We start from the raw sequence: 25825 nt of genomic DNA, 5'->3' as shown, positions 1-25825 counted from the left end.
GATGGTTGCCTCTCCTGCCGTTACGGTGCGGGCAGCTCCACGAGCTCGGCGACGGTCGCGCGGTGCTGTCCGGCGGTGCCGTACGCGACCGAGTCGGCCTTGGCCCGCTTCAGGTACAGGTGCGCCGGGTGCTCCCAGGTCATCCCGATGCCGCCGTGCAGCTGGACGCACTCCTCGGCGGCACGCACGGCGACCCGGGAGCAGTACGCCTGCGCGACGGCCACCGCCAACGGCGCGTCGGGGCTGCCGCTCGCCAGGGCGTCCGCGGCGTTGCGGGCGGCGGCGCGGGCCGACACGACCTCCAGCCAGAGCTGCGCCATGCGGTGCTTGAGCGCCTGGAACGAGCCGACCGGCCGGTTGAACTGGTGCCGTTCCCGGGTGTACCGGACCGTCTCGGTCAGGCACCACTCGGCGAGTCCGAGCTGCTCCGAGGCGAGCAGTCCGGCGCCTGCCAGCAGGCCCCGGCGCACGGCGTCGACGGCGGACGCGCCGTCGGCCAGCCGGGTCCCGGCCGCCCCGCGAAGGGTGACGGTGGCCAGCGGGCGGGTCAGGTCGAGCGGTACGAGCGGCTCGACAGCGACCCCCTCGGCGCCCGGCTCGACCGCGTACAGGCCGTCGGTCGTGGGCACCAGCAGCACATCGGCGGCGGCCGCGTCGGCGACGCCGGTCACCGTGCCCTCCAGCGTGTCGGCGACCACCGCGACCGGCTGCGCGCCGCCGGGGCGCCCGGCGGCGAACGGCGCGGCGAGCACAGCGACCCTGCGCCCGGCAGCCAGCTCACCGAGGAGGCTGGTGGCCGGCCCCTCCCGCACGGACAGCGCGAGCAGGATCTCCGTGGCGACGACCGCACTGGTCAGATAGGGCGCGGGAGTGACACCGCGGCCCAGCTCCTCCAGCACCACCGCGGCCTCGCGATGGCCCGCGCCCTGCCCGCCGAGCTCCTCCGGCACCAGCAGCCCGGCGGCGCCGATGTCCGCCGCGAGGGCCTTCCAGAGCTGCGGGTCGTACGGCGTGTCGGACTCGACCCGGGCGAGCACCGTCGGCGCGTCGCTCCGGTCGGCGAGCAGCGAGCGGACCGCTGCCCGCAGGTCCTCCTCGGCCTCCGAGTACAGCAGATCGGGTGTCGGGGTCTCGTCGGTCGGTGCGGTCATCGGGCCAGGTCCTTCCAGGGGACGTCCTTGTCGTTGCGCGGCTCGGCCGGCAGACCGAGTACGCGCTCGGCAACGATGTTGAGCAGCACCTCGCTGGTGCCGCCCTCGATGGAGTTGCCCTTGGAGCGGAGATAGCGGTAGCCGGCGTCCCGGCCGGTGAAGTCGACCAGCTCCGGCCTGCGCATGGTCCAGTCGCTGTACAACATCCCTTCCTCGCCGAGCAGTTCGACCTCCAGGCCACTGATCTCCTGGTTGAGCCGGGCGAAGGCGAGCTTCATTCCGGAGCCTTCGGGGCCGGGCTGTCCGGCGACGAGCTGCTGGCGCAGCCGGGTGCCGGTGAGCCTGGCCACCTCGGCCTCGACCCAGAGGGTCAGCAGCCGCTGGTGGAGGTCGTGGGTGCGCAGTTCGGGGCGTTCGCGCCAGGTGCGGGCGACCGGGCCGATCATGCCTCCCTCGCGCGGGACGCGTGCCCCGCCGATGGAGACCCGCTCGTTCATCAGCGTGGTCTGCGCGACCTTCCAGCCCTCGCCGACCGGGCCGAGGCGCCTGCTGTCGGGGATGCGTACGCCGGTCAGGAAGACCTCGTTGAACTCGGCCTCGCCGGTGATCTGGCGCAGCGGCCGCACCTCGACGCCGGGGTCGGTCATGTCGCAGATGAAGTAGCTGATGCCGCGGTGCTTGGGCAGGTCCGGGTCGGTGCGGGCGATGAGGATCGCCCAGCGGGCCAGGTGGGCGCTGGACGTCCAGACCTTCTGGCCGTCGACCACCCAGTCCTCGCCGTCGCGGACGGCGCGGGTGCCGAGGGCCGCGAGGTCGGAGCCTGCGCCCGGTTCGCTGAAGAGCTGGCACCAGACCTCCTCGCCGACCCAGAGCGGCCGCAGGAAGCGCTGCTTCTGCTCGTCGGTGCCGAAGCCGAGGACGGTGGGGGCGGCCATGCCGAGGCCGATCCCGATCCGGCGCGGATCGTTGTCGGGGGCGCCCGCCGCGGCGAGTTCGGCGTCGACGACGGGTTGCAGGGAGCGTGGCGTGTCGAGGCCGCCGAGGCCGGCCGGGTAGTGCACCCAGGCCAGTCCGGCGTCGAAGCGGGCCTTGAGGAATTCGGTGCGGCCGGTGGTGGCCGGAGGGTGCGCGGCGAGCAGGTCCTGGGTGCGGCGGCGCAGTCCGGCCGCGTCGGGTGCGGTCATCGGGCGGCTCCTGACGGGAGGACGACGATCCGGCCGGTGCTGGTGCCGTCGGCGACCCGCTGGACGGCGGCCGCGGCCCCGGCCAGCCCGACGCGTTCGCTGATCAGCGGCTTGATGACGCCCTGCGCGGCGAGCCGGGTGAGTTCGTCGTGGCAGGCGCGGACTGCGGCCGGGTCCTTGGTGTTGTACAGGCCCCAGTGGAGTCCGGTGATCGAGTAGTTCTTGACGAGCGCGTGGTTCAGCGCCGGGGTGGGGATGACGCCGCTCGCGAAGCCGACGACGATCACCCGGCCCTCGAAGGCGATGCACTTCACGGACTTGGCGTAGGCGTCGCCGCCGACCGGGTCGTACACCACGTCGGCACCGCGTCCCCCGGTTGCTTCCTTGACCGCGGCGACGATGTCCTCGCTGTGGCGGTCGATGACCAGGTCGCAGCCGAGCCCGGTGGCGGTCTTCGCCTTCTCGGGGCCGCCGACCACACCGATGACGGTGGCTCCGGCGGCCTTGCCGAGCTGGACGGCGGCGCTGCCGACGCCGCCGGCCGCCGCGTGGACCAGGAGGGTCTCGCCCGCCCGGAGCCGCGCCCTGCGGTGCAGGCCGAACCACCCGGTCTGGTAGCCGATGTGCAGGGCGGCGGCCTCGGCGTCGTCCAGGGCGTCCGGGGCGGGCAGCAGTGCCGCCTCGTCGGCGACGACGTACTCGGCGAACCCGCCGTTCGGCAGGGCGGGGGTGGCCAGCACCCGCCGCCCGTCCGCCGTCCGGCCGCAGATCTCCACGCCGGGGGTGAACGGCAGCGGCGGCCGCACCTGGTAATGGCCGCGGCAGAGCAGCGCGTCGGGGAAGTTGATGTCCGCCGCGAGCACCTCGATGAGCACCTGCCCGTCGCCGGGCGCCGGCCGGTCCGTCTCCTCCAGCCGCATCACCTCGCTCGGCTCGCCGTTCCGGTGCACTCGCCATGCCTGCATGAGGGGCCTCCACAACACTGTCGGCATTACCACTGCTCCGGCGCATACTAAGCGGTTGCTTGCCCCTCTGGGAACAACCTGCCGGTGCCGGTTTCGGCCGGACCCGGACATGGGTGCGCCCGGTGCGGCCCGAAGAGGTTCGGGCCGCACCGGGCGCGGGACGGTTCCAGGTGCCGGGCGGTTCCAGGTGCGGGACGGCTCCGGGCGGCGGGGCTACCGGGAGCGTGCCTCAGTCCTGGCCGGCCACCACCACATCGGCGATCTGCGGTGCCGCCGACCCGGTGTGCCAGACGAGCCGCACCGCGTCGGCCGTGCGGCCGGCCGTGTCGAGTCGGGTGTACGGGCCGTCGAGCTTGCCGACGGTCTGCCAGGTTCCGTCGGTCCCCCGCAGTTGGATGTCGGCGCGGCCCTCGGACCCGGCCGGCTGGAGGACGGTGACGGAGGGCACGGCACGCGCGGCAAGGAGCCCGAGTTCCAGCGTCTCCCCGGCCTCCGGGGCACGGGCCGCCCGGTAGACGGTGCCCGGGTCCCCGTCGGAGGCCGCGCGCAGCGAGGAACCGGCCGCGGCGGGCGGGCCTCCGGTCACGGCGCCCTCGTCCGTCGGGATGCTGAACTCCCGTACGACGAGCCAGTTGTCCTGGCCCGCGGTCGCCCGTGCCCGCACGTAGCGCGCCTTCGTCCCGGCGGGTGCGGTCGCGGTGACGTCAGGCTTCTGGGAGAAGGCGGTGAGCTGCTGCCAGCTCTGCCCGTCGGCGGAGTACTCCAGCACCCCCTGGTGGAGGTAGTCCTCGGTGCTGCCGGGCTTGCCCATCGCGAGGGCGACGGAGCCGATGTCGCGGACCCGGCCGAGGTCCACGGTGACCGTGTCCCCCGCGGCGGGCGCCCCGTCGCTCCAGAAGTAGGTGGAGTCGTCGCCGTCTAGCATCCGGGCGGCGGAGTTGGTCTGGTACGTGCCCAGGTTCGTCGAGGCCGTGGGCCTGCCGTTCACACCGAGGATCCGGTCGTGCTCGGCGTTCGCCGCGTCGATGAACCGGTCCAGGACGCCGTCGCCGACGAGGACCGGCACCTTGCGCCCGTCGAGCCCGGTGTACGTGAAGGACTTCGCCTCGGTGACCTGCGCGGGCAGCTGCTGCCGCAGCTCCCAGGCCTGCGCGCCCTTTCCGGCGCGTGCCGCCTCGACCATGCGAAGGGCGGTGCGGGCCGCGGTGGCCCAGGACCCGGTGGCATCCAGCCAGGGTCCGGCGTCGGCGACGAAGCCACGGTCCGGAAGGCCGTCGCGCAGCCGCCCGGGGGCCGCACCGAGTCCGCCGAGCACCGAGGCGAGCCGGGTGGCGTCACCGGACTTCCAGTAGCGGGCGAACTCCGCCGCCAGTTCAGGTGCCTGGCCCTTGTTGAGGGCCGAGCTGTAGTTCACGTCGGCGAACGCCCGCAGCGCCTTCTGCGTGCGCGGGTCGCCGCCCGCGTACTCCTTCAGCCCCTTGCCCCACGAGGCGCGGGGGTCGTACGCGGCGTCGTTCCACGCGTAGTCGGCGACGGTGTACAGCGCGATCTTCGAGGCGTACGGCTGGATCATCGGGTTCGCCGTGATCCCGGCCAGCTTGCCGGGCAGCCCCTTCTCCCGCCCGCTGAACGGGCCGAGCAGCAGCCGGTTCGTCGCGTAGTCGTTGACCGGGTAGTTGTCCCAGGTCAGGATCGGGTGGTTGAAGACGGTGCGGGCGGCCTCCGCCTGGGCGACGGTCATGGTCGGCGCGACGACGCCGACGCCCGTCCACTCGACCAGGACATTGGGGTCGAGCTGCTCGGACAGCGCCTTCTTGTACGGCGAGGCGGAGACGTTGTAGTACTCGGTCGGGACCATCTGGAGCGGCTGGGCGCCCGGGTGGGTGGCGATGAACTCCTTGTTGACCCGGTTGAGCAGATACGCCTGCGCCGCACCCGCGGCGCCGCCGCCGGTCCCCCACTTCGCCTTGTCCTCGGCGCAGTTCCAGTCGGTGTAGCTGATGTCGTCGAGCGGCACGGCGAAGGTGCGTACCCCGATGTCCCAGATGGTCTGGAACTTGTCGACCAGCGCCTTCGCGTCGGCTTCCGAGCTGTAGCAGACGGAGAGCCCCGGCGAGAGCGCGTAGGTGAACTCCACATGGCGCCGCGCGGCCCGGTCGGCGAGCTCCTTGATCCGATCCAGCTGGCCGGCCGGGTAGGCGTCGCGCCACTTCGCGCGGAGGTACGCGTCGTCCTTCGGCGAGTACACATAGATGTTCATCTTGTGCTCGCCGTAGTAGTCGAGCTGATCGAGCCGGGCCTCGTGCGACCACGGGGTGCCGTAGAAGCCCTCGATGACACCGCGCAGCGCGGTGCCCGGCCAGTCGCGCACCGCGAGCCCGGCGACCTTCGCCCCCGGATGCCCGGCGTCCGGCAGGACCTGACGAAGCGTCTGCGCGGCGTAGTACGTACCCGTGGTGTCCTTGCCCGCGAGGACGATGCGACCGGCGCCGATGCCGAGCACATAGCCGTCGGCGGGCAGCGCGGCCGGACCGTCGATCCGCTGCGCGGCGAGCGCGGCGGAGTCACCGACATGGACGGTGAGACCGTTCCGGGCGGGTCTGTCGGCGCGTACGACACGCTGGGCACCGGCCCGGCGCAGCGCGCTCTCCACGACCTGCATGGCGGACTCGTCGGAGGTATCGCCCGCCACCAGAGTGACGGTCGGACTGATGGTGATCCGGTCGGGCCGGGGCTTCACGGACTGCGGGGTCGGCGTGATGGCCGGGGCCGGCCGGTCGTCCGCGGCCTTCGCCGGGGTGGCGGCGCGGGCGCCGCCGGCCGCCTGGGCGGGCGGCACGGCAGTCAGCAGACCGCCGACGAGCAGGGTCGCCGCCGTGCCGAGCGCGGCGAGGCGGGGTGGGCGAGGCGTCACAGGTCCTCCATTGATCACTCAAGTCACCGGAGTCGCGCAGCAGAACAAGACCGAATTCAACATCGTGGCGCTTGCATGTCAATGGTCTGGACAACATCGAGTCGTGGACCTGCGACTTTGTCTTCCGAGGCGGTACCCGAATATGCGCGACATCGAACATTCGCAGCCGGAACACCGAGCGGATCCGGACCGGAATCAGTGGGTGAAGAGTTCGAAGGTGACGGCCGGGCGGCCGCCGAAGCGCTCGCCCTCGGCCCGCGCGTGACCGGTCAGGAAGGTACGGCAGTACGCCTCGGGGTCCTCGTCCGTGAGCCCTTCGATGTACGAGCGGTGCGCCAGCAGCGACTGCACCGAGCGCTCCAGCCCGACCGTCGCGTCGACGGCGTGGGTGGGCGCGTTCGACCCGGCGACCGCGACCCACCGCACCCCGTTCCACGGCCGGAGTCCCGACTCCGCGAGTTCCGGAAAGATCCAACGATTGCCCGCGTCGGCGGCGGCATCCAGGGTGGCGCGGCCGACCGCCCGGTGATCAGGGGTGTTCCAGGTGACGCCACCCCAGGTGTCCCGGTGGTTGAGCGTGATGACCAGCTCGGGACGGTACTTGCGGATGGCGGCGGCGATGTCCCGGCGCAGCGGGAGGCCGTACTCGATCACGCCGTCGCGGTGGTCCAGGAACTCCACCTCGCGGACGCCGACGACGGCGGCGCTCGCCCGCTGCTCGCGCTCGCGCAGCGGTGCGCATTCCTCCGGCCGCAGCCGGTCGATGCCGGCCTCACCGCGGGTGGCGAGGAGGTAGGAGACCTCGCGGCCCTCGTCGGTCCAGCCCGCGATCGCCGCCGCGCAGCCGTACTCCAGGTCATCGGGGTGCGCGACCACGGCCAGGGCGCGCAGCCAGTCCGCGGGCATGGGTTCGAGCTGCTCCGTCATGTCGGCAGCTTAGGACCTGTCCGGCCCCGATCCACCGGACAGGCCCCGACCGCCGCCGATCAACGACCCCCCGCGTTCCCCGGATGCCCCCGACGTAGCGCACGTCTCACCCAGGGCGAGAAATACCCCCTGGGGTATTGGTGTTAGCCTGATTCAGAGATACCCCCCGGGGTAAAGCATCACGGAAGGAGCCGTGTCGTGTTCTTCGTCGACACCATCGAGACAGCGGGCCTCGGCAACCGCGGCTATCTGGCGGGCGGCCGGCGGGCCGCCGTCGTCGTGGACCCGCCGCGCGACATCGACCGGGTCATCGCCGCCGCTGCCCGGCGCGGCGTGCGGATCGCCCTGGTGGTGGAGACGCATCTGCACAACGACTACGTGACCGGTGGCCTGGAGCTGGCGCGGGTCACGGGGGCGCGCTACCTGGTGCCCGCCGCCGCGGAGGTCTCCTTCGCCCGGGTGCCGGTCGCGGACGGCGACATCGCCGAGGTCGACGACGGCCTCGCGCTGCGTGCGCTCGCCACCCCCGGGCACACCCCGCACCACACCTCGTACGTGCTGGTGGAGGAGGGCCGCGACGTGGCCGCCTTCACCGGCGGCTCGCTGCTGATCGGCAGTGTGGGCCGGCCCGATCTGGTGGAGCCCCGGCTCACCGCCGAACTGGCCCGCGCCCAGCACGCCTCCGTGCACCGCCTCGCCGACGAGCTCGCGGACGAGGTGCCCGTGCTGCCCACGCACGGCTTCGGCAGCTTCTGTTCGTCCTCGCAGGCCGAGGGGTCGGCCACGACGATCGGCGACGAGCGCCGCCGGAACGACGCCCTGGTCAAGGACGTGGACACCTTCGTCGCGGAGCTGCTCGCCGGCCTCGACGACATCCCCGCGTACTACGCGCACATGGGCCCGGCCAATGCCGCGGGGCCCGCTCCGCTCGACCTGACCCCACCCGGCCCCGCCGACGCCGGAGAGATCTCCCGGCGACTGGCCGCGGGCGAGTGGGTGGTGGACCTGCGCAGCCGGGTGGCCTTCGCCCAGGGACATATCGCCGGATCGTTCAACTTCGAGGGCGACGGCCCGCTCGCCACGTACCTGGCCTGGCTGATCCCGTGGGGCAAGCCGGTCACCCTGCTGGCGGGCACCGCCGCCGAGATCGCCAACGCACAGCGGGAACTGTCCCGCGTCGGGCTGGACCGCCCGGCCGCCGCGGCCACCGGCGGCCCCGAGGACTGGGCGGCCCCGGCGACGGAGCTCCGGTCCTTCGCCAGGTCCGACTTCGCGGGCCTGGCGGCCGCCCGGGAGCGCGGCGAGGACCCGGTGGTCCTCGACGTGCGCCGCAACACCGAGCACCTCGGTGGTGCGATAGCCGGCGCGGTGCACATTCCGCTCCACGAGCTGCCCCGGCGGCTCGCCGAGGTGCCTCCGGGCCTCGTGTGGGTGCACTGCGCGGGCGGGGCGCGGGCAGCGATCGCCGCGTCGATGCTGGACGCGGCGGGGCGCGAGGTGGTGGCCGTCGACGACGGCTTCGGCGCGGCGGCGGAGGCCGGCCTCGGTGTCGCCGCCCCCGTGACCGCGCCCTCCGCGGCGTGAGCGCGCTGATCGTGGCGCTGGTCGCCGGTGCGGTGGTCGGACTGGCGCTCGGCGCACCCGGCTCGCCACGCCCACCGCGCTGGACTGGGCGACCATCGCCCCGTTCACGGCGACGGCGGTGCTCGGCGCCTGGGACGGGCGGCGATCGCCCCGAAGGTGTCCACGGCCGCCCTGCGACGGATCTTCGGCGTGGCCCTGCTGGCGGTGGCCGCGTTCATGATCGTCGACGCGGTGGCATGAACCACGGCGTCGCCCCCGGCCGGCTCAGGCCAGTGAGAGAAAGAGCTTCTCCAGCCGTGACCGCATCCGGTCCCGGTCCTCCGGCTCACTGCCGCCGTCGGCCATGCAGTGCTGAAGGCCCGTCGCGATGATCGCGAAACCGGCCCGGTCGAGCGCCCGGGACACAGCCGCCATCTGCGTGATCACGTCCTCGCAGTCCCGGCCCTCCTCGATCATCCTGATGACCCCGGCGAGCTGGCCCTGCGCGCGGCGAAGGCGGTTGAGGACCGACTTCAGTTCGTCGGCCGCCATGTCGAGTTCCACAACATCCTCCTCCTGATACCCCGAGGGGTATTCTAGCCCGACCGGGGCAGGGCCTGATCCGCCGGACAGGACCTGGGACGGACCGAGTCCCTCCCGATCCCCGGTGAACGAAAGGAAACACTGCTCGTGACCAGCCCCGTCTCCCTCTCCCCCGCCCAGGCCGCGGCCCGTCTCGCGGAGTTCACCGTGATCGATGTGCGGGCCCCCGGCGAGTACGCCTCCGGGCATGTGCCCGGTGCGCTGAACATCCCGCTGGACCGCCTCTCCGAGGCCGTGCCCGCGCTGAAGTCCGCCGCCGCCCGCAGCTCGCTGCTGATGGTGTGCGCCTCCGGCGTCCGCTCCACCCGGGCCTGCGACATCCTCGCCGCCGCCGACATCGACGCCATGACGCTCACCGGTGGCACCTCGGCCTGGGCGGGCGAGGGACGCGATCTCGACCACCCCGCCGGGGCCCGCGCGACCTGGCCCATGGAGCGTCAGGTCCGGCTCGCCGCCGGTTCGCTCGTGGTGGCCGGCCTGCTCGCCGGGGTGCGGTTCCCGGCAGCCCGCTGGATCTCCGCCGGTATCGGCTCCGGCCTGGTGTTCTCCGCCGTGACCAACACCTGCGGCATGGCTGCGGCCCTGTCGAAGCTTCCGTACAACCGGGCCCCGCGCTCGGGCGCCGGCCTGGACGAAACGCTGCACGCCCTTCAGAACTGACACCCGCGGTGCCGTGAGCGGGAGGAGCCGGCCGGCTCCTTCCGCTCACGGACACGGTCAGACTTCGTCCCGGACCAGGGCCAGCAGCCGGTCCAGCACCCGCGGTCCGCCGGCGCGCAGCCCGTCGTGCTCGTACTCGTCGGTCACCCAGGTGCGCAGTCCCCGGATCGACGCCGCCGTGCGCAGCGCGTGTGCCGTGTCGACGTACATGTCGTCGTGATAGACGGCCGCCGCGACCGGCACCTGATTGGCCGCCAGGCGCTCGGGGTCGTACAGCGGCGCCCAGTCGGTGCGGGCGGCCAGCAGTTCGGCGGTCTCGCGCAGCGGGCGCAGCGCCGGGTCCACCTCGAAGTGCCAGGGGTGGATGCTCTCACCGGTGAAGAGCACCGGGCCGTCGCCCTTGAGCGCCTCGGCCGCGTCGAACTGCGGGAATTCACCACGGACCCGCTCGGCGGACCAGCCGGTGGGCCGCTCGTCCTGCCCGTAGATCGCCTCGTGCAGCAGGGCGTACAGCGGGTGCCCGGCGAACGAGGAGGCCGTGCGCACGGCCTCCTGGAAGGTGTCGGAGAGCTCGGTGCCGTGCGGAGTGCGGACGAAGGCGTTCTCCAGCAGGTAGTGCAGCTGGTGGCTGCCGCTGCCGCCGCCGAGCATGATGCCGAGGGACTGGAACCCTTCGGCCGTCAGGCGGTGGGCGCTGTCGGTGGGGTGCTCCAGCAGATGGGCGGTGATCTCCCGGGCGCGCTCGACGTCCTGCGGATAGCGGGCGTAGTGCGCGGCGTTCTTGCGCTCGATCCGCGGGTAGGCGGCCCGGTACACGTCGTCGGCGTGCGCGTCGAGGGAGGGCAGCCCGCCGGTGATCAGGACGGTCCTGAGCCCTTCGGGGGCGGCCGACAGATAGCGGACGGCGCAGAAGCCGCCGAAGGACTGGCCAAGGACCGTCCAGGGTTCGCCGCCGGTCAGCTGCGGGCGGATCAGCTCGCAGTCGCGCACGATGCTGTCGGCCCGGAAGTGGGTGAGGTAGTCGGCCTGCTCGCGCGGGCCGCCGCGCAGCGGCAGGGTCTGCCGGTTGGCGGGGGTGGAGAGGCCGGTGCCGCGCTGGTCGAGCAGCAGCACCCTGAACTCCTGCACGGCCCGCCCCAGCCAGGCCTCCGTGCCGATGAAGCGCCGCGCACCGAAGCCGGGACCGCCCTCCAGGTACACCAGCCAGGGCAGCTCCTCATCGGCCCGGCCGCTCGCCACGGCCTCCCTGCCGAAGACTTCGATCTGCTCGCCACTCGGATCGCTGTGGTCGAGCGGGACCGCGAAATAGCGGTCGGTGAATACGATGCCGGGGTGCCGGTAGCTGTTCACAAGGTGCTCCTGAATCAGATGTGCCACGGACAGTTCAGCACACGGCACCGACACGGACGGTCGCGGCCCGTGTGCGCGCTGCCCGGACGGCTCCTACCGTGCAGGCATGATCCGGTTCGAGCAGGTCGGCAAGGTGTATCCGGACGGCACGAGCGCGGTCGACGGGCTCTCCTTCGAGGTCGCCGAGGGGGAACTGGTCACCCTCGTCGGGCCGTCCGGCTGCGGCAAGACGACCACGATGATGATGGTGAACCGGCTGATCGAACCGTCGTCGGGCCGGATCCTCGTCGGCGGCGAGGACATCTCCGGTGTCGACCCGGTGAAACTGCGTCGCCGGATCGGCTACGTCATCCAGCAGGTCGGTCTCTTCCCGCACCGCACGGTCCTCGACAACACGGCGACCGTGCCGGCCCTGGTCGGCTGGAAACGGGCGCGGGCCCGGGAGCGGGCGGCCGAGCTGCTGGATCTGGTGGGCCTCGATCCGAAGACCTACGGTTCCCGCTACCCCGCGCAGCTCTCCGGCGGTCAGCGCCAACGAGTGGGCGTGGCAAGGGCGTTGGCAGCGGATCCGCCGGTGCTGCTGATGGACGAGCCGTTCGGCGCGGTCGACCCGGTGGTGCGCGAGCGGCTGCAGAACGAGTTCCTGAGCCTGCAGGCGACGGTCCGCAAGACGGTCCTGATGGTCACCCATGACATCGAGGAGGCGGTCCGGATGGGCGACCGGATCGCGGTGTACGGGGCGGGGCGCATCGAGCAGTTCGACACCCCGGCCGCCGTGCTCGGGGCTCCCGCGACCCCGTACGTGGCACGGTTCGTCGGCGCCGACCGGGGCCTGAAGCGGCTCTCGGTCACCGAGATCGAGCCGGAGGACCTTCAGGAGCCGCCGGTCGCCCGGCTGGACGAGCCGGCCGGCGCGGCGGCGGCCCGGCTCGGCGCCACGGGGGCCCGCTGGGCGGTGGTGCTGAACGGCGAGGGCGATCTGCACGGCTGGGTGGCGGCGGACGCGCTGCGCATCGCGGGCGGGCACGGCACGGTCGGCGAACTGGCCCGCAGGATGGATGCCTGGGTGCCGGTCGGCGCCCCGCTGAAGCAAGCGTTCAGCGAGATGCTCCAGCACGACGCGGGGTGGGTCGCGGTACTGGACGGTTCGCGGTTCCTCGGCGTGCTGACACCGGCCAAGCTCCACGAGGCGCTGCGCCGCTCGGTCGACGCGGACGCGCGGGGCGTGGCCCGGGGCGAGGTGCCCTTCGACTCGGTCGCGGACGCGTAGGACGTACGGGCGCGGCCGGTGCTACCGCCCGCGCCGGTAGCTGCTGCCGTCCTTGGGCCTGACCAGCAGGCCGGCGACGACCAGGTAGCGGCGCAGCGCCGAGCAGTCGTCGTGCACCGTGAGCAGGGCCTCGTTGACCTCTCGCTCCGTGTAGCTCCGGTCCCGCTCGAAGAGGGTCTCGGAGAGGTGGACGAGCAACTGCTCCCGGCGGGCCGTCTTGCGGGGGATCGCCGTCAGGCGGCCGTGCGAGAAGAGCGCCTCGACCTGGCGCGAGCCGCTTGTTTCGTTGTCTGGCATGGGGAGGAGGATCGCAGGCACCCGCCCCGCGGGCAACGGTTTTTCTGCCCGCCCGCGGGAGCGGGTGAACGCCCCCGGATCAGAGGTACGTGGCGGCCGTCACGCAGAAGCCGCCGAAGGGCGACGGCCCAGATGTGGGGCAGGGTGCGGACCGATGCAGTTGTCGCCTCCGGTGGAGGGGTGCAGATCAATGCGGTAGCTGCCGACACCGACCGCGTCCCGGTGGCGTGTTCCGCCGTGCGGGCCGACGATGTCGATCGACACGTCCTGCTCGGTGACGATGGTGACGGCCTTGATCCGGCGGGACTCGCGTACGTACGGGGCCTTGGCCAGGCCGTCTTCGGTGCCGGTGATGTCGGGGCGGATCCGTAGTCCGGGGAATCCGGGGTTGAGCGGCTGGGCCTGTTCGGGGGCGTGCGGTTCGTCGAACTCGCCGCGCGCCTCGGTGAGCTGGCCGCCGATCCAGTCGGTCTCCTCGGTGAGGACGACGGTGCGTCCGGCGCGGCGGGCGGCGAGCGCGGCGGCGACGCCGCCCAGTCCGGCGCCCACGACGAGGACGTCCGGTTCGGGCATCAAGGGTCTCCTTGAGCCACACACACGTACGGGTGTTGCGGTCGGTCACCAGTCTTCGGTGACGGGTGGCGGGCCCGAGGTGGCGCCCGGCCGGAAGGCGCAGGCGACCAGGGGTTCGGTGGCCTCCTCCCCCGCGACCAGTGCGGCGAGCATGCGCACGGCGGCCGCGCCGAGCCGGGTGCGGGGGATGTCGAAACCGGTGGGTTCGGGTCCGTCCGCGAGGTCGGCGGGCGGGCTGCCGAGCAGCGCCAGCGAGGCGTCGCGCGGGTAGTCGGTCCCGGTGTCGGTGACTGCCCGCCGCAGGGCGCGCCAGGGGGCTGAGGTGTCGGTCTCCTCGGCGACGAACGCGGTGACGCCGTCGGCGAGCCAGCTCCGCAGCCGCTCGGGGGTGAGGTCTCGCTCCGGGTCCGCGGAACGGAAGACGGTCCCGGGTCCGGCCAGGCCGGCCGCCGCGAGCCCCTCGCGGAAGCCGTGTTCGCGGTCGGTGGAGGCGGGCGCCTCGTCGTCCTCGCGGATCAGCACCATCCGGCGGTGCCCGAGGCCGGCGAGGTGGCCGACGACCTCGCGGGCGGCGCTCACGTAGTCGGCGCCGACCCAGTGCAGGCCCTCCGGCTCGTCCCGGCGGCCGAGGTGGACCACCGGGAAGCCGTCGGCGACCAGCCGCCCCAGCTCCTCGGCCGGTGCGTGGCGGCCGAGGAAGAGGCAGCCGTCGGCGAGGCGGACCCGGTTCAGCGCGTCGGGCCCGGCGGCCCCCGCGCCGCCGGTGCTCGACCCCGTGAACAGCACCAGGTCGTAGCCGCGCTCCGCGGCCTCGCGCTCCACGCCCACCAGGAACGGGTAGTACGAGTGCTGCACATCGGTGGGGAACGTCGCGGTGAAGCTGAACACGCCCAGCAGGTTGTTGCGCGCCGCCGCGAGCCTGCGGGCCGCCGGGTCGGGGACGTATCCGAGGGTGCGGGCCGCCTCCAGGACCTTCTGCCGGGTCTCCTCCGAGATCGCGGGCCCCTGTCTCTTGTCCGCGAGCACCAGCGAGACCGTGGCCTGCGAGACTCCGGCGAGCCGTGCGACCTCCGCCTGGCGCGGACGGGCCGTGCGGCCCGCCGGTGCGGGTGAACGGCCGGGCCTGGCCCGCTTCCTGGGTTCCTCCACCATGGCTCCTCACATCGATTAATGCGTATTACTAATGCGCATTGACGAGTACTGTGAGGGTCGGCCTGACGCCGGTCAAGGGGGCGGGCACAACTTCTTCGCCGCACACCCCCGTACGGTGTGATCAACCATCCCCGCGAAGAAGGCGGTCCCACATGTCCCTGTTCGATCTGCCGCTCGACCGGCTGCGTGAGTACCGCAGCGGTTCGGTCGAGCCGGAGGACTTCGACGCGTTCTGGACGAAGACGCTGGACGAGGCCCGGTCCCACGACCTCGACGCCCGTTTCGAGCCGCGCACCGGCACCGGGCTGTCCACCGTGGACGTGTACGACGTGACGTTCGCGGGCTTCGGCGGTCATCCGGTCAAGGGCTGGTTCGTCCTCCCGGCGGGCACCACGGAGCCGCTGCCGGTTGTGGTCGAGTTCATCGGTTACGGCGGCGGGCGGGGCCTGGCGCACACCCATCTGCTCTGGGCCTCGGCCGGATTCGCCCACTTCGTGATGGACACCCGGGGCCAGGGCAGCGGCTGGCTCGTCGGCGACACCCCGGACCCGGTGGGCAGTGCCCCGGCGTACCCCGGTTTCATGACCCGGGGCATCGAGGACCCTGAGTCCTACTACTACCGGCGGGTGTTCACCGACGCGGTGCGGGCGGTGGAGGCGGCGCGTTCGCATCCGCTGGCCGACGCGGCGCGCACCGCGGCCATCGGCGAGAGCCAGGGCGGCGGCATCACCCTCGCCGTGGGCGGGCTGATACCCGACCTGGTGGCGATCGCGCCGGACGTCCCGTTCCTTTGCGACTTCCCCCGCGCCCTCACCGTCACCGACCGGACCCCGTACCGCGAGGTGGGCAACTACCTCAAGACACACCGCGGCCGGGCCGATGGGGCGAGGGCCACGCTGTCCTACTTCGACGGGGTGCACTTCGCGGCGCGCGGGCGGGCGCCGGCGCTGTTCTCGACCGCCCTGGAGGACATGACCTGCCCGCCCTCGACCGTCTTCGCCGCCTTCAACGCCTACGCCCACCCGGACAAGACCATCGAGGTCTACGACTTCAACGACCACGAGGGCGGCGGGCCGTTCCAGGAGGCCGTGCAGCTGGGCTGGCTGCCGGGGAGGCTGCGGGCCTGACCGCGCGGGGCGGCGGCCGGCCACGACGGTGGTCCGCGGCGGTGTTCCACGCCGGTCAGCCGCGCGGGACGAGGCCCTTGGACTCCAGGTAGTTGCGCGCCACGCCCTCGGGCAGCCGCCGCCAGCTGTCGACCTGCTCGTCGAGCCGGGCCAGGTCGGCGGTGGTCAGTACGGTGTTGAGCCTGCCCAGTGCCGTGCGGACGCCTTCGCTGCCCGCCCGGGACCGGTTGACGACGGGGACGAGGTAGTCGGCGTTCTGGAGGTGCCGGTCGTCGGCGAGCAGGACGAGCCCGAAGTCGTCGAGCGTGGCGTCGGTCGTGGTGGTCAGCACCATCTGGTCCCGGCCCTTCTGGACGGCCTGTTTGGCCTGGGTGGTGCCGACACCCTTGGGGTCCACGGCGGTGATGCGGATGCCGTACGTCTTCTTCAGCCCGGGTGCGCAGTAGGGGCGCTGTACGCATTCGTCGCCGGCGGCCAGCCGTACGGGCAGCCCGGACCGGCCCAGGTCGCTCAGTGTCTTCAGGTGGTGCTCGGCCGCGTACCGGCCGGCGACCGCGAAGGCGTTCTGGTCGACGGCTCGCCCGGGATCGAGAACGGTGAGGCCACGGGGTTCGGCCAGGGCGCGCAGCGCCTTCATGGTGGCAGCGAGGTCGGGCGAACCGGCCGGGGCGGCGTCGGCGCCGTTCTTCTTGGCGTTCAGCCAGTCGGCGAAGGTCGCGGCGTACTCCGGAACGACGTCGATCTGGCCGCTCTCCAGCGCCGGTTCGTAGATCTCCCGGTTGGTGACGGAGATGATCTTCGTGGAGTAGCCGGCCCGGTCCAGCAGCAGCGCGTACATCTGGGCGAGCAGATCGCTCTCGGTGAAGCCCGCGGAGCCGATGGTGAGGTGTCTGCTGTCGCCCGGCGGTGCGGTGATCTCGCCCTGGTTCTCCAGCGAGGGGCCGGTGGTGCAGGCGGCCGCCGGGAGCAGCACCAGCAGTACGAGGAGGGCGGCTGCCGGCCTCATCCGGACCCTCCGCCGCCGAGCCGGCCCGGGACGAGCAGCCTGCCCGCTTCGAAGAGCCCTTCGACGATCAGCGCGAAGACCGCGACGAGCACCGCCCCGGCGACGACCTGTGCCGTGGAGGCGAGGTTGAAGCCCGCCGTGATGATCCGGCCGAGGCCACCGCCGCCGGCCAGTGCCGCGAGGGTGGCGGTCGCGACGAGCTGGACGGCGGCGATCCGTACTCCGGTGAGGATCAGCGGCAGGGCGAGCGGCACCTCGACACCCAGCATCAGCTGTCTGCCCGTCATGCCCATGCCCTTGGCCGCGCGCACGATGTCGCGGTCGACCTCCCGCATGCCGACGTAGGCGTTGGTGAGCAGCGGCGGTACGGCGAAGAGGACGAGGGCGATGATGGTGGGCCATTCGCCGTGCCCGCCGATCGGTGTGAGCAGGAGCAGTACCAGCACGGCGAAGGTGGGCACGGCCCGGCCGATGTTGGAGATGTTGACGGCCAGTGCGCCGCCCTTGCCGAGATGGCCGAGGACCAGGGCGACGGGCAGCGCGATCAGGCAGCTGATGAGCAGGCAGACGACGGTGAGGAAGATGTGCTGTCCCAGCCGGTGCCAGATGCCTCCGTCGCCGGACCAGTTGGCGGAGGTGGTGAGCCAGGACCAGGCGTCGGCGAGGGTTTTCACGACTGCCTCCTGGTCCATGGGGTGAGCACCCGCTGTGCGAGCAGGAGCAGCAGGTCGGCGGCGACGGCGATCACGACGCAGAGGACGGACGCGGTGAGCACCTGGGCCTTGAAGTAGGTGTTCATCCCGGAGTAGATGAGATTGCCGAGCCCGCCGTAGCCGACGAGCGCGCCGACCGTGACCAGGGAGACGGCGGAGACGGTCGCGATCCGCAGTCCGGCCATGGCCGCGGGCAGCGCGAGGGGCAGTTCCACGGCGAGCAGCAGCCGCAGCGGGCCGTATCCCATCCCGCGTGCGGCCTGCAAGGTCTCCTCGGGCACGGCGCGCAGTCCGGCGAGGATGTTCCGTACGAGAAGGGTGAGCGAGTAGAGCACGAGCCCGGCGACGACGAGCGAGGCGGAGAGTCCGTACACCGGCAGCAGCAGCGAGAACATGGCGAGCGACGGCACGGTGTAGAGGACGGTCGTCACACCGAGCACCGGGCCCGCCGCCCAGCGTCGGTGGCGTGCCACCAGGGCGAGCGGAACGGCGAGCGCCAGCCCGATGAGTACGGAGACCGCGGTGAGCTGGAGGTGCTCCACGACGGCGTCCCAGAGGATCTCGCGACGGCTGGAGAGGTAGGCCCCGCAGAGCCACTCGTTGCGCGCCAGGCAGTCGTCCGGGGGCACGGTCACCCGTCCATTGGAGCGCGCGGGGCGGCGCGGGCGCGCGTCCTGATCGGCTGTCCGGGGGCGCTCTGGTCCCGGGGCCGGACTTGCTGCGTACGGGGGGTGTCGGCGCGTCTACCGCCCGGTACGGCCGGAGCTGACGGTAGACCGGGTCCACATCCCGCGTTCCCCGTGCCTGCCAAGGAGCCCCGCATGCCGCCGTCCGGACCTTCCGACGACGCCTACCGCTTCGACGACCTGCGTGCGCTGTACGTCAACTGCACCCTCAAGCGCTCCCCGGAGGTCAGCAACACGGAGGGGCTGATCGACCGCAGCCGTGCGGTGATGGAGGGGCACGGTGTCGGCACCGAGGTGGTCCGGGCCGTCGACCACGACATCGCGACGGGCGTCTGGCCGGACATGCGGGAGCACGGCTGGGAGCGGGACGCCTGGCCCGGACTGTACGAGAAGGTGATGGCGGCCGACATCCTGGTGCTGTGCGGGCCCATCTGGCTGGGCGACAACAGCTCGGTGATGAAACGGGTCGTCGAGCGCCTCTACGCCTGTTCCAGCATCCTCAACGCCAAGGACCAGTACGCGTACTACGGCCGGGCCGGCGGCTGTCTGATCACCGGGAACGAGGACGGGGTCAAGCACTGTGCCATGAACCTGCTCTACAGCCTCCAGCACCTGGGCTACACGATCCCTCCGCAGGCCGACGCGGGCTGGATCGGGGAGGCGGGGCCCGGCCCCTCGTACCTGGACCCGGGGTCGGGTGGTCCGGAGAACGACTTCACCAACCGCAACACCTCGTTCATGGCCTGGAACCTGATGCACCTCGCCGCGATGCTGAAGCGTGCGGGCGGCATCCCGGCCCATGGCAATCAGCGCTCGGCGTGGGAAGCGGGCTGCCGTGCGGACGCTCCCAATCCGGAGCACCGCTGACCGTGCCCCGGCCGCGCGCGGGGGCGCGGGCGGGCCGGCCCGCGCCTCCCCCGACGGTCGTCGGTGCTGCCCGGCCGTCAGCGCTGTCCGGCCGCCGGTTCGAGGACGAAGACCGGAATCCGGCGGTCGGTCTTGAGCTGGTAGTCGGCGTAGTCGGGGAACGCCTCGACCGCGCGCCGCCACCACAGGGCCTTCTCCTCGCCGGTGGCCTCGCGGGCGTTCATGTCCTGGCGGACCGGCCCGTCCTGGAGCTCCACCCGGGGGTCGGCCACGATGTTGTGGTACCAGACGGGGTGCTTGGGGGCGCCGCCCTGCGAGGCGACCACGGCGTACGTGCCGTCGTGCTCGACCCGCATCAGCGGGGTCTTGCGGATCTTCCCGCTCCTGGCCCCGCGGGTGGTGAGGATGATGACGGGCATGCCCCGCATCGTGGTTCCCTCGGTGCCGCCGGACCTCTCGAACAGCTCGACCTGGTCGCGGACCCACTGTTCGGGGCTCGGCTCGTACTCTCCCTGCAGAGGCATGGCATCTGTCCCATCGTCGGCTTCCGGACACCCGGGTGCCGGTGTGTCCCACTGCTCCGGGAAACTCTCGCACCATTCCGTCCGACCGGCGTCACGGTGGCTCCGTGCGGCACTGCGATGGAGTGATCCGGCTCAGGAGTGCGGCGGTCTCAGGCGCAGTTGCAGCATCGCTTCGAACCTCGCCTCCGGATCGTCGAGATCGATGTCGGCGACCACGGCCAGCCGCTTGAGGCGGTAGCGGAAGGTGTTGGGGTGGATGTGTACGGCGGCAGCGGCCGCGGCCACGTCGCCGAAGGTGCTCAGCCAGGCGTCCAGGGTCTCGGTGAGGGCCGTGTTGTGTTCGGCGTCGTAGGCGAGCAGCCGTATGACGGGGCCGTCCGGCAGATCGTCCTCGGCGGCCATCCGGTCCGTCAGTTCCTCCAGCAGCGAGGCTGCGTAGACGTCCGAAAGCCGGGCGGCCCTGCGCCGGGTGCGGCCGGAGCCGAGGACCCGCAGCGCACGGTCCGCGTCGGCGCGCGAGCGGCGCAGCTCCACCGGACGGGCGGCGAGCCGGCCGACGCCGATGACGGCGGGCACCCGGCCGCCGATCCGGCCGAGGAACGACTCGGCGACCCGCAGTCCCTGCTCGTCCGAACTGGTGGGCAGGACCGCGTAGGTGACTTGGCCCAGGGCGGCCGCGGCGGTGCGGGGGTGGATCGCGGCCAGGTGCAGGGCGAGTGCCTCGGCGACGCGGTGGCCCGCGGCCACCCGGTCGGGCTCGTACTGCTCGCCGGTCACCGCGAGCGCCAGTACACAGGCGGGCTGCGCGGAAAGGCCGAGCCGGACGGCGGCCTGCGGTGCGTGCATACCGCCCTCCAGGACGGTGGCGAGCAGATCCGCGCGCAGCCGGCGTTCGGCGTCCTCACCGGTGCGGCGGCGCAGCAGATGCAGGGCGGCCACCTTCGCCGCCTCCTGGAGGGCCTGCGTCCGGTCCGCACTCAGCGGCCGGCCGACCACGACCCAGATCGAGCCGAGGATCTCGCCGCCGGCGCGGACGGCGATCGCGACCCGGGGCTTGTCCGAGATGCCGTCCACATAGACGGGTTCCTCCTTGCGGTAGAGGGCCTGGAAGGCGCCGCGTTCCTCCAGGGCGCGCAGCTTCTCGGCAGGCACCTGGCGGTCCAGGACGGTCGCGATCCGGTCGTGGTCGGCCTCGTCCTGCCGGCTGGAGAAGGCCAGCACCCGGCCGCCGCGGTCCTCCACGGTGACCGGGCCGTCCAGCAGCCCGGCCGTCGCGTTGGCCAGGGCGAACAGGTCCCCGGCGAGCGGCTCGGCGCCGTCGGCCTCGTCGGGGCCGCCCACCGTGCCCAGTTCGTCGACCGCGAGCAGCGACCGCAGCAGCGCGGCCACCTGGGCCCAGGACGCTCCGGGGGTCAGGCCCAGCACGGTCAGGCCGGTGCGGGCCGCCGCCTCGGACACCGGACCGTCCACCGGGACCGGGGAGCGGACCACCACGGCCACCGCGCCGAGTCCGGCGGCCGTGTCGACCAGGGCGGCGACCGGCTCGGCGCCGTACACCCCGACGCCGAGCACCACCGCGCCGGGCAGCCTCGCCGGCTCGTCCAGGGGGTCCTGGATCAGCACCCCGGTGACGGTGCGGGCCGGGTCGGCTTCCCCGGCCACCACTTCGATCAGCGTCGACCCGAGATCGTTGAGGATCCGGCCGAGCACGGCCCGTGGCTGCTCCGTCATCATCACAAGGTAGTTGACCGGGGATCGTCCGCGGCGGGGGCGGACGGTCCGGGGCCGGGGCCGGTCATCTGCCGATCCATTCCGTCGATTCGGTCACCTCGGCCAGCCGCCCGGGGATCGGGGAGATTCCGATGCCGGGTCCGCGGGGCACGTCGAGATGGCCGTCCCGCAGTGTGAACGGCTCGGTGATGTCGGTCCGGTAGTACCGGTCGGAGGCGGACGTGTCGCCGGGCAGGGTGAAGCCGGGCAGTGCGGCGAGGGCCACGTTGGCGGCGCGGCCCAGGCCGGTCTCCAGCATCCCCCCGCACCAGACGGGGACGCCGTTCGCGGCGCACACGTCGTGGATGCGCCGGGCCTCCAGATAGCCGCCGACCCGCCCCGGCTTGATGTTGACGACCGAGCAGGCGCCCATCGCGATGGCGTCGGCCGCCGAACGGGCGGACACGATGGACTCGTCCAGGCAGATCGGGGTGCGGACCCGGCGGGCGAGTTCCGCGTGGCCCCGGACGTCCTCCACGTCCAGGGGCTGTTCGATCAGCAGCAGCCCGTACGGATCGAGCCGGGCCAGCTGTGCGGCGTCGGCAAGGGTGTACGCGGTGTTGGCGTCCACCTGGAGCTGTACGTCGTCGCCGAAGCGTTCCCGGACGGCGCGCACGGGTGCCACGTCCCAGCCGGGTTCGATCTTCAGCTTGATCCGCAGATAGCCCTCGGCCAGATAGCCCTCGACGGTGTCGAGCAGTGCGGGGACCGAGTCCATGATGCCGACCGACACCCCGGCCGGCACTCGTTCGGCCGTCGCTCCCAGCCACTGGCCCATCGACAGGCCGTGGGCGCGCAGCCAGGCGTCGAGGACCGCCGTCTCCAGTGCGGCCTTGGCCATCCGGTGTCCCTTGAACGCGGCCAGTGCCGGGGCGACCGCCCACGGATCGAGCGCCGGCAGGGCGGCGAGGGCGGGCACGAAGTAGCTGCGCAGCACGTCCGCCGCGCCGGTGGTGTACTCCGAGGAGTACAGCGGATCGGCCATGGTGACGCATTCGCCGTAGCCCTCGTGGTCCTCGGTCTCGACCCTGACCAGCAGGATCTCCCGGGTGGTCATCGTGGCGAACGAGGTCCGGAAGGGCGCGACCAGCGGCATCGCGATCCGGCGCAGTTCCACCCCTGCGAGCTTCATGCCTGACTCTCCTGACGTCTGTCGATCACGTACCAGCCGTCCCGGGTGAATCCGGTGACGGTGTGTCCCTCGGCCATCAGGCCGCCGAGCACCTCGCGCAGCGCGTACCGCCATTCGCGGGCCAGGGACGGGTCTGTCCGGCGCAGTTCCTCCGCCTCGGCGGGGATCCGTACCAGGAAGGTGTCGCCGTCCTGCCGCCCGACGGCGGGGTGGCCGTCGGGTCCGGCGTCCAGTGCCACCACGGTGCGGGCTCCCGCGCCGTCGGCGGTGACGATGCGGGGCGTGCCCGCGGCGGATCCGACGGCATGCTCGCCGGTCAGCTCCCAGCGCACCATCAGCCGGTCCGTCTCGGTCCCGGCGTTGACCTCGTCCTGCATGGCCCCGTAGAAGTCGGCCAGGTACTCGCTCGGTTCCGCACCCAGCTTGGCCAGGTTGAAGTAGGCGTTGCGGCTGATCAGCGGGTCGAAGGTCCAGGTGACGGTGGTGATGGAGCGCTCCAGTGCCCAGGCCCGCTGGTGCTGCTTGACCGCGAAGCCGGCGTTGCGGCCCCGGAGGCTGTCGTCCACCCCGGCGATGTGCGAGTGCAGTCCGGCGCTGGCCAGGAAGCCCAGGCAGAATCCGGCCATCCGGCCGCCCCGTTCGACGCCTACGACATAGCTGCCGGAGTGCGCGAAGACCCGTAGCAGCTCCGGGGTGATCAGCGGTTTCCCGGGATCGGGCCGCCAGATCCGGTCCAGTACCAGGCAGGCCTCGTGCATCTCGTCCAGCCCGTGCAGCTCCCGGACGGTGACGCCCGCACGCTGCGCGGCCAGCTCGGCGGCGGCCGTCGCGGCGGCTGCCTGCGTGCCGTTCACGGTGCCACCCGGCCTGGGGCGGCCGGCGACCCGCGCAGCAGCGAGGCCACCAGACAGGCCACGAGTGCCGCGCGTCGGGGCAGTTCGGCGACGGCCACGTGCTCGTCGTCCGCGTGCGCTCCGCCACCCACGGCGCCCAGGCCGTCGAGCGTGGGGGTGCCCACTCCGGCGGTGAGGTTGCCGTCGGAGGCGCCGCCGACCGCCACGCCGCGCAGCGGGCCGAAGCCCAGCTCCTCGTAGTGGCCGCGGGCGAGTTCGAACAGCCCGGCCGATGCGCTGGTCGGCAGCGGCGGCCGGTTCGGGCCGCCGGAGACGGTGAGCGAGGCGCCGTCGAGCACCGGTGGGAGGCCGTGCACGGCGCGGTCCACCCGGGCCTGTTCGGCGGCCGTCGCCACGCGTACGTCGACCATCAGCCGGGCCGTGTCCGGCACCGTGTTGCGGGTGGTGCCTGAGGAGGCCACGGTCGGTGTCACGGTGGTGCCGGCCGCCGGGTCGGCGAGGGCGGACAACGCGAGGACCTGGTGGGCGAGTTCGGTGGTGGTGTTGACGCCCTTGTGGGGTTCCAGACCGGCGTGCGCGGCACGTCCGGCGACGGTCAGCTCGTAGCCGGACATCCCCTTGCGCGCGGTCTTCAGCGCGCCGCCCTCGCTCGCCTCCAGGACGAGTACGGCGCCGGTCCGCCGGGCCTCGTCCTCGATGAGGGTGCGCGAGGTCGGGGCGCCGATCTCCTCGTCGCCGGTGAGCAGCACCGAGACCCCGTCCAGGTCGTCCAGCACCGACAGTGCGTGGAACAGCTGCGCCACACCTGCCTTCATGTCGAAGCAGCCGGGTCCGGTGAGCCGGCCGCCGGCCACCTCGAAGGGGTGCCGGGCCAGGGAACCCACCGGCCACACCGTGTCGAAGTGGCCGAGCAGCAGCACCCGGTCGCCGGAGCCGAAGCGCCAGCGCAGGGCGGGCCGTCCCGAGCCGTCGACCCACTCGGGCGCCGCACCGGTCAGCCGGGTGCCGATCCCGGCGACGACACGGGCACAGTCGGCGACCGCGGCCAGGTCCTCGCTGGGCGACTCGGTGCGGACCAGCTCCTCGATGTCGGCCAGCAGGTCCGGCAGTCCGGCCTCCAGGGCGGTGACGATCGCCGTCATGTCAGCCCACCTTGGGGGTGGCCCGGCCACCGTGGTGGATGTACGGAGTGCCGTCGTCGAGCGTGTAGAACACGACCGGGACCCAGATGTCGAACCCCGGCCGCCGCACGACGAACAGTCCCGGCTCGACTGGATGCAGCTCGTACTCCGACTCCGTCTCGGGGACCAGTTCGGCCAGGGGGCCGGTGATCCGGTCCAGCATCACCAGGCCGCCGTCCCGCTCCACGATCTCCATCCGGCTGGAGAGCCGCTGGTACACACCGACGTGGTCGGCGGGGTCCACCGCCACCGGCTCCGTCGCGGGCTCGATGGCGGCGCGCATCGTCACCCCGGCCAGCTCCTGGACGATCTCTGAGAACACGTCCCGGTAGAGGCCGGAGGTATCACCGCCGTTGGTGAGCAGGCAGATCGCCAGCTCGGCCTCCGGCAGGACCCGCAGGTAGGCGCTCTGCCCGATCGTGCCGCCGTCGTGTCCGTACACCCGTTGCCCGTCCCAGGTGTCGAGGAACCAGCCGAGCCCCCAGGCGTTGCCCAGGATGTACGGGTCGGGCAGCTCGACCTGCGGGGTCTGCATGGCGGCGACGGACTCCTCCGAGAGGAGCTTGGTGCCGTCCGCGGTGACGCCCTTGTCGAGGTGCAGCCGGGCGAACTCCAGTACCTCGCGCGGTGTGGAGCAGATCAGTCCGGCCGGTCCGGCCGAGCGCATCAGCCCCCACATGGGTGCCTGCGCCGGCGGGCTCCCCAGGTGCCCGATGGCGGCGCGGAAGCGCAGCACCTCCTCCGGCAGGGTCGCGGTGTGCGTCAGGCCGAGCGGCCGGTACAGACGTTCGCGCATCAGCTCGTCCCACTGGACGCCGGTGACGACCTCCAGCACCCGGCCGAGCAGGGTGAAGCCCGCGTTGCAGTACGACATGGTGGCGCCGAGCGGGTGGTTGGGGGTGGTGTCGCCCAGCAGAGCGACGTACTTCTCCAGGCAGTCGTCGCCCCGGCCGGTGTCGGTGAAGAGGTCGCCGTCGATGCCACTGGTGTGGGTCAGGAGGTGCCGGAGCGTCAGACCCTGGGTCAACTCCTCATTGGCGACGTGCAGTTCGGGGAGGATGGAGACGATGGGGGCGTCCAGGTCGAGTACGCCCTCGTCGACCAGGGCCATGGCCACCGTGGTCGTCCAGACCTTGGAGATCGAGCCGATCTGGAAGAGGGTGTCGGTGGTCGTCCCGATCCCGGCCTCGGTGTTGGCCAGGCCGACGGCGGTCTCGGCGACGATCTCTCCGCGGTGCAGGATCGCGAGGCCGGCACCGGGTACGGAGCGACGGGCGGCGAGTTCGGTGAGCCGGGTGGTCCAGCGGGCTGACAGCTCGGTGGGGTCGGTCATGTCGTACTCCGATTTCCGTCTCG

At 72.6% G+C, this 25825-nt stretch carries 23 protein-coding genes and 2 pseudogenes; 6 read left to right on the top strand and 19 right to left on the bottom strand.

The genetic code is table 11. The features are described 5' to 3' along the window. Window positions 1-20: 20 nt before the first annotated feature. The 5 genes from ACFYY7_RS12325 to ACFYY7_RS12305 form a co-directional block, all read right to left on the bottom strand. Complete coding sequence (locus tag ACFYY7_RS12325; RefSeq protein WP_388660422.1) at window positions 21-1151, bottom strand: acyl-CoA dehydrogenase family protein; 1131 nt, start codon at window positions 1149-1151, stop codon at window positions 21-23. Then, window positions 1148-2335, bottom strand: a complete 1188-nt coding sequence (locus ACFYY7_RS12320; RefSeq protein WP_388660419.1) for an acyl-CoA dehydrogenase family protein — start codon at window positions 2333-2335, stop codon at window positions 1148-1150. The genes ACFYY7_RS12325 and ACFYY7_RS12320 overlap by 4 nt, the downstream gene beginning before the upstream one ends. Continuing rightward, window positions 2332-3300 carry an NADPH:quinone oxidoreductase family protein gene (locus ACFYY7_RS12315; protein WP_388660416.1) on the bottom strand — a complete coding sequence of 323 codons (969 nt, stop codon included), beginning with the start codon at window positions 3298-3300 and terminating at the stop codon, window positions 2332-2334. Before ACFYY7_RS12315 ends, ACFYY7_RS12320 begins: the two co-directional genes overlap by 4 nt. A 229-nt stretch (window positions 3301-3529) precedes the next feature. Continuing rightward, complete coding sequence (locus tag ACFYY7_RS12310) at window positions 3530-6214, bottom strand: beta-N-acetylglucosaminidase domain-containing protein (protein WP_388660413.1); 2685 nt, start codon at window positions 6212-6214, stop codon at window positions 3530-3532. A gap of 195 nt (window positions 6215-6409) precedes the next feature. Further along, the gene (locus ACFYY7_RS12305) at window positions 6410-7141 is read right to left on the bottom strand and encodes a PIG-L deacetylase family protein (protein ID WP_388660410.1); all 732 of its coding nucleotides are present in this window, start codon (window positions 7139-7141) and stop codon (window positions 6410-6412) included. A 198-nt stretch (window positions 7142-7339) separates the two neighbouring features. Here ACFYY7_RS12305 and ACFYY7_RS12300 point away from each other — a divergent pair, with 198 nt between their 5' ends. Both ACFYY7_RS12300 and ACFYY7_RS12295 read left to right on the top strand, forming a co-directional pair. After that, window positions 7340-8725, top strand: coding sequence for a rhodanese-like domain-containing protein (locus ACFYY7_RS12300; RefSeq protein ID WP_388660408.1), 1386 nt, complete (start codon window positions 7340-7342; stop codon window positions 8723-8725). A 73-nt stretch (window positions 8726-8798) separates the two neighbouring features. After that, a pseudogene (locus ACFYY7_RS12295) lies at window positions 8799-8965 on the top strand (sulfite exporter TauE/SafE family protein); the annotation flags it as partial. Window positions 8966-8989: 24 nt separating this feature from the next. On the opposite strand, the gene ACFYY7_RS12290 reads toward ACFYY7_RS12295, so the two are convergent. Continuing rightward, window positions 8990-9268 (bottom strand): metal-sensitive transcriptional regulator, encoded by a 279-nt coding sequence (locus tag ACFYY7_RS12290; protein WP_266727223.1) that lies wholly within the window; start codon window positions 9266-9268, stop codon window positions 8990-8992. A 126-nt stretch (window positions 9269-9394) separates the two neighbouring features. Here ACFYY7_RS12290 and ACFYY7_RS12285 point away from each other — a divergent pair, with 126 nt between their 5' ends. Next, window positions 9395-9967: a rhodanese-like domain-containing protein gene (locus ACFYY7_RS12285; RefSeq protein WP_388660405.1), complete on the top strand. Its 573-nt coding sequence runs from the start codon at window positions 9395-9397 to the stop codon at window positions 9965-9967. Window positions 9968-10024: 57 nt separating this feature from the next. Here the strand turns inward: ACFYY7_RS12285 and ACFYY7_RS12280 are convergent, their stop codons facing one another. Beyond that, on the bottom strand, window positions 10025-11317 hold the full coding sequence (locus ACFYY7_RS12280; RefSeq protein ID WP_388660402.1) for an alpha/beta fold hydrolase: 1293 nt from the start codon (window positions 11315-11317) through the stop codon (window positions 10025-10027). A gap of 106 nt (window positions 11318-11423) precedes the next feature. Here ACFYY7_RS12280 and ACFYY7_RS12275 point away from each other — a divergent pair, with 106 nt between their 5' ends. Next, window positions 11424-12587, top strand: coding sequence for an ABC transporter ATP-binding protein (locus ACFYY7_RS12275; protein ID WP_388660399.1), 1164 nt, complete (start codon window positions 11424-11426; stop codon window positions 12585-12587). Window positions 12588-12608: 21 nt separating this feature from the next. On the opposite strand, the gene ACFYY7_RS12270 is transcribed toward ACFYY7_RS12275, so the two are convergent. The 3 genes and pseudogenes from ACFYY7_RS12270 to ACFYY7_RS12260 form a co-directional block, all read right to left on the bottom strand. After that, a complete protein-coding gene (locus ACFYY7_RS12270) occupies window positions 12609-12884 on the bottom strand; it encodes a DUF2087 domain-containing protein (protein WP_388660396.1) in 276 nt (91 codons plus the stop codon). 153 nt (window positions 12885-13037) lie between these two features. After that, window positions 13038-13457 (bottom strand): annotated as a pseudogene (locus tag ACFYY7_RS12265) (FAD-dependent oxidoreductase); the annotation flags it as partial. A 45-nt stretch (window positions 13458-13502) separates the two neighbouring features. Further along, window positions 13503-14609: a LacI family DNA-binding transcriptional regulator gene (locus ACFYY7_RS12260; RefSeq protein WP_388660394.1), complete on the bottom strand. Its 1107-nt coding sequence runs from the start codon at window positions 14607-14609 to the stop codon at window positions 13503-13505. Window positions 14610-14761: 152 nt separating this feature from the next. Here ACFYY7_RS12260 and ACFYY7_RS12255 point away from each other — a divergent pair, with 152 nt between their 5' ends. Continuing rightward, window positions 14762-15736, top strand: coding sequence for an acetylxylan esterase (locus ACFYY7_RS12255; RefSeq protein WP_388660391.1), 975 nt, complete (start codon window positions 14762-14764; stop codon window positions 15734-15736). Window positions 15737-15791: 55 nt separating this feature from the next. Here the strand turns inward: ACFYY7_RS12255 and ACFYY7_RS12250 are convergent, their stop codons facing one another. The 3 genes from ACFYY7_RS12250 to ACFYY7_RS12240 are packed head-to-tail and all read right to left on the bottom strand — an operon-like array spanning window position 15792 to window position 18090. Continuing rightward, window positions 15792-16742, bottom strand: a complete 951-nt coding sequence (locus ACFYY7_RS12250) for an ABC transporter substrate-binding protein (RefSeq protein ID WP_388660389.1) — start codon at window positions 16740-16742, stop codon at window positions 15792-15794. Further along, window positions 16739-17416 carry an ABC transporter permease gene (locus tag ACFYY7_RS12245; protein WP_388661090.1) on the bottom strand — a complete coding sequence of 226 codons (678 nt, stop codon included), beginning with the start codon at window positions 17414-17416 and terminating at the stop codon, window positions 16739-16741. Before ACFYY7_RS12245 ends, ACFYY7_RS12250 begins: the two co-directional genes overlap by 4 nt. Continuing rightward, window positions 17413-18090, bottom strand: coding sequence for an ABC transporter permease (locus ACFYY7_RS12240; RefSeq protein WP_388660386.1), 678 nt, complete (start codon window positions 18088-18090; stop codon window positions 17413-17415). The genes ACFYY7_RS12245 and ACFYY7_RS12240 overlap by 4 nt, the downstream gene beginning before the upstream one ends. A 186-nt stretch (window positions 18091-18276) precedes the next feature. On the opposite strand from ACFYY7_RS12240, the gene ACFYY7_RS12235 reads away from it, so the two are divergent. Further along, window positions 18277-19008, top strand: coding sequence for a flavodoxin family protein (locus ACFYY7_RS12235; protein ID WP_388660384.1), 732 nt, complete (start codon window positions 18277-18279; stop codon window positions 19006-19008). A 77-nt stretch (window positions 19009-19085) separates the two neighbouring features. Here the strand turns inward: ACFYY7_RS12235 and ACFYY7_RS12230 are convergent, their stop codons facing one another. From ACFYY7_RS12230 to ACFYY7_RS12205, 6 genes are all read right to left on the bottom strand, one after another. Further along, complete coding sequence (locus ACFYY7_RS12230) at window positions 19086-19532, bottom strand: nitroreductase family deazaflavin-dependent oxidoreductase (protein WP_388660381.1); 447 nt, start codon at window positions 19530-19532, stop codon at window positions 19086-19088. A 132-nt stretch (window positions 19533-19664) separates the two neighbouring features. Next, window positions 19665-21263 (bottom strand): helix-turn-helix domain-containing protein, encoded by a 1599-nt coding sequence (locus ACFYY7_RS12225; RefSeq protein ID WP_388660377.1) that lies wholly within the window; start codon window positions 21261-21263, stop codon window positions 19665-19667. A gap of 64 nt (window positions 21264-21327) precedes the next feature. Continuing rightward, the gene (gene menC, locus ACFYY7_RS12220; protein WP_388660375.1) at window positions 21328-22434 is read right to left on the bottom strand and encodes an o-succinylbenzoate synthase; all 1107 of its coding nucleotides are present in this window, start codon (window positions 22432-22434) and stop codon (window positions 21328-21330) included. Next, on the bottom strand, window positions 22431-23288 hold the full coding sequence (locus tag ACFYY7_RS12215; protein ID WP_388660372.1) for a GNAT family N-acetyltransferase: 858 nt from the start codon (window positions 23286-23288) through the stop codon (window positions 22431-22433). The genes menC and ACFYY7_RS12215 overlap by 4 nt, the downstream gene beginning before the upstream one ends. Continuing rightward, window positions 23285-24430, bottom strand: coding sequence for a M20 family metallopeptidase (locus ACFYY7_RS12210; protein WP_388660369.1), 1146 nt, complete (start codon window positions 24428-24430; stop codon window positions 23285-23287). Before ACFYY7_RS12210 ends, ACFYY7_RS12215 begins: the two co-directional genes overlap by 4 nt. Window position 24431: 1 nt before the next feature. After that, window positions 24432-25802, bottom strand: a complete 1371-nt coding sequence (locus tag ACFYY7_RS12205) for a serine hydrolase domain-containing protein (protein WP_388660366.1) — start codon at window positions 25800-25802, stop codon at window positions 24432-24434. Between the last annotated feature and the right edge of the window lie 23 nt (window positions 25803-25825).

The sequence above is a fragment of the Streptomyces sp. NPDC001933 genome, from assembly GCF_042890955.1.
Taxonomy (GTDB): domain Bacteria; phylum Actinomycetota; class Actinomycetes; order Streptomycetales; family Streptomycetaceae; genus Streptomyces.
This window is presented reverse-complemented; position numbering and strand designations above follow the sequence as displayed.

Bases quoted from the DNA above. Each gene is read 5' to 3' on its own strand.
- ACFYY7_RS12325 (WP_388660422.1), bottom strand. From the start codon at position 1,151: ATGACCGCACCGACCGACGAGACCCCGACACCCGATCTGCTGTACTCG.
- ACFYY7_RS12320 (WP_388660419.1), bottom strand. From the start codon at position 2,335: ATGACCGCACCCGACGCGGCCGGACTGCGCCGCCGCACCCAGGACCTG.
- ACFYY7_RS12315 (WP_388660416.1), bottom strand. From the start codon at position 3,300: ATGCAGGCATGGCGAGTGCACCGGAACGGCGAGCCGAGCGAGGTGATG.
- ACFYY7_RS12305 (WP_388660410.1), bottom strand. From the start codon at position 7,141: ATGACGGAGCAGCTCGAACCCATGCCCGCGGACTGGCTGCGCGCCCTG.
- ACFYY7_RS12275 (WP_388660399.1), top strand. From the start codon at position 11,424: ATGATCCGGTTCGAGCAGGTCGGCAAGGTGTATCCGGACGGCACGAGC.
- ACFYY7_RS12270 (WP_388660396.1), bottom strand. From the start codon at position 12,884: ATGCCAGACAACGAAACAAGCGGCTCGCGCCAGGTCGAGGCGCTCTTC.
- ACFYY7_RS12260 (WP_388660394.1), bottom strand. From the start codon at position 14,609: ATGGTGGAGGAACCCAGGAAGCGGGCCAGGCCCGGCCGTTCACCCGCA.
- ACFYY7_RS12255 (WP_388660391.1), top strand. From the start codon at position 14,762: ATGTCCCTGTTCGATCTGCCGCTCGACCGGCTGCGTGAGTACCGCAGC.
- ACFYY7_RS12250 (WP_388660389.1), bottom strand. From the start codon at position 16,742: ATGAGGCCGGCAGCCGCCCTCCTCGTACTGCTGGTGCTGCTCCCGGCG.
- ACFYY7_RS12235 (WP_388660384.1), top strand. From the start codon at position 18,277: ATGCCGCCGTCCGGACCTTCCGACGACGCCTACCGCTTCGACGACCTG.
- ACFYY7_RS12230 (WP_388660381.1), bottom strand. From the start codon at position 19,532: ATGCCTCTGCAGGGAGAGTACGAGCCGAGCCCCGAACAGTGGGTCCGC.
- ACFYY7_RS12225 (WP_388660377.1), bottom strand. From the start codon at position 21,263: ATGACGGAGCAGCCACGGGCCGTGCTCGGCCGGATCCTCAACGATCTC.
- menC (WP_388660375.1), bottom strand. From the start codon at position 22,434: ATGAAGCTCGCAGGGGTGGAACTGCGCCGGATCGCGATGCCGCTGGTC.
- ACFYY7_RS12210 (WP_388660369.1), bottom strand. From the start codon at position 24,430: ATGACGGCGATCGTCACCGCCCTGGAGGCCGGACTGCCGGACCTGCTG.
- ACFYY7_RS12205 (WP_388660366.1), bottom strand. From the start codon at position 25,802: ATGACCGACCCCACCGAGCTGTCAGCCCGCTGGACCACCCGGCTCACC.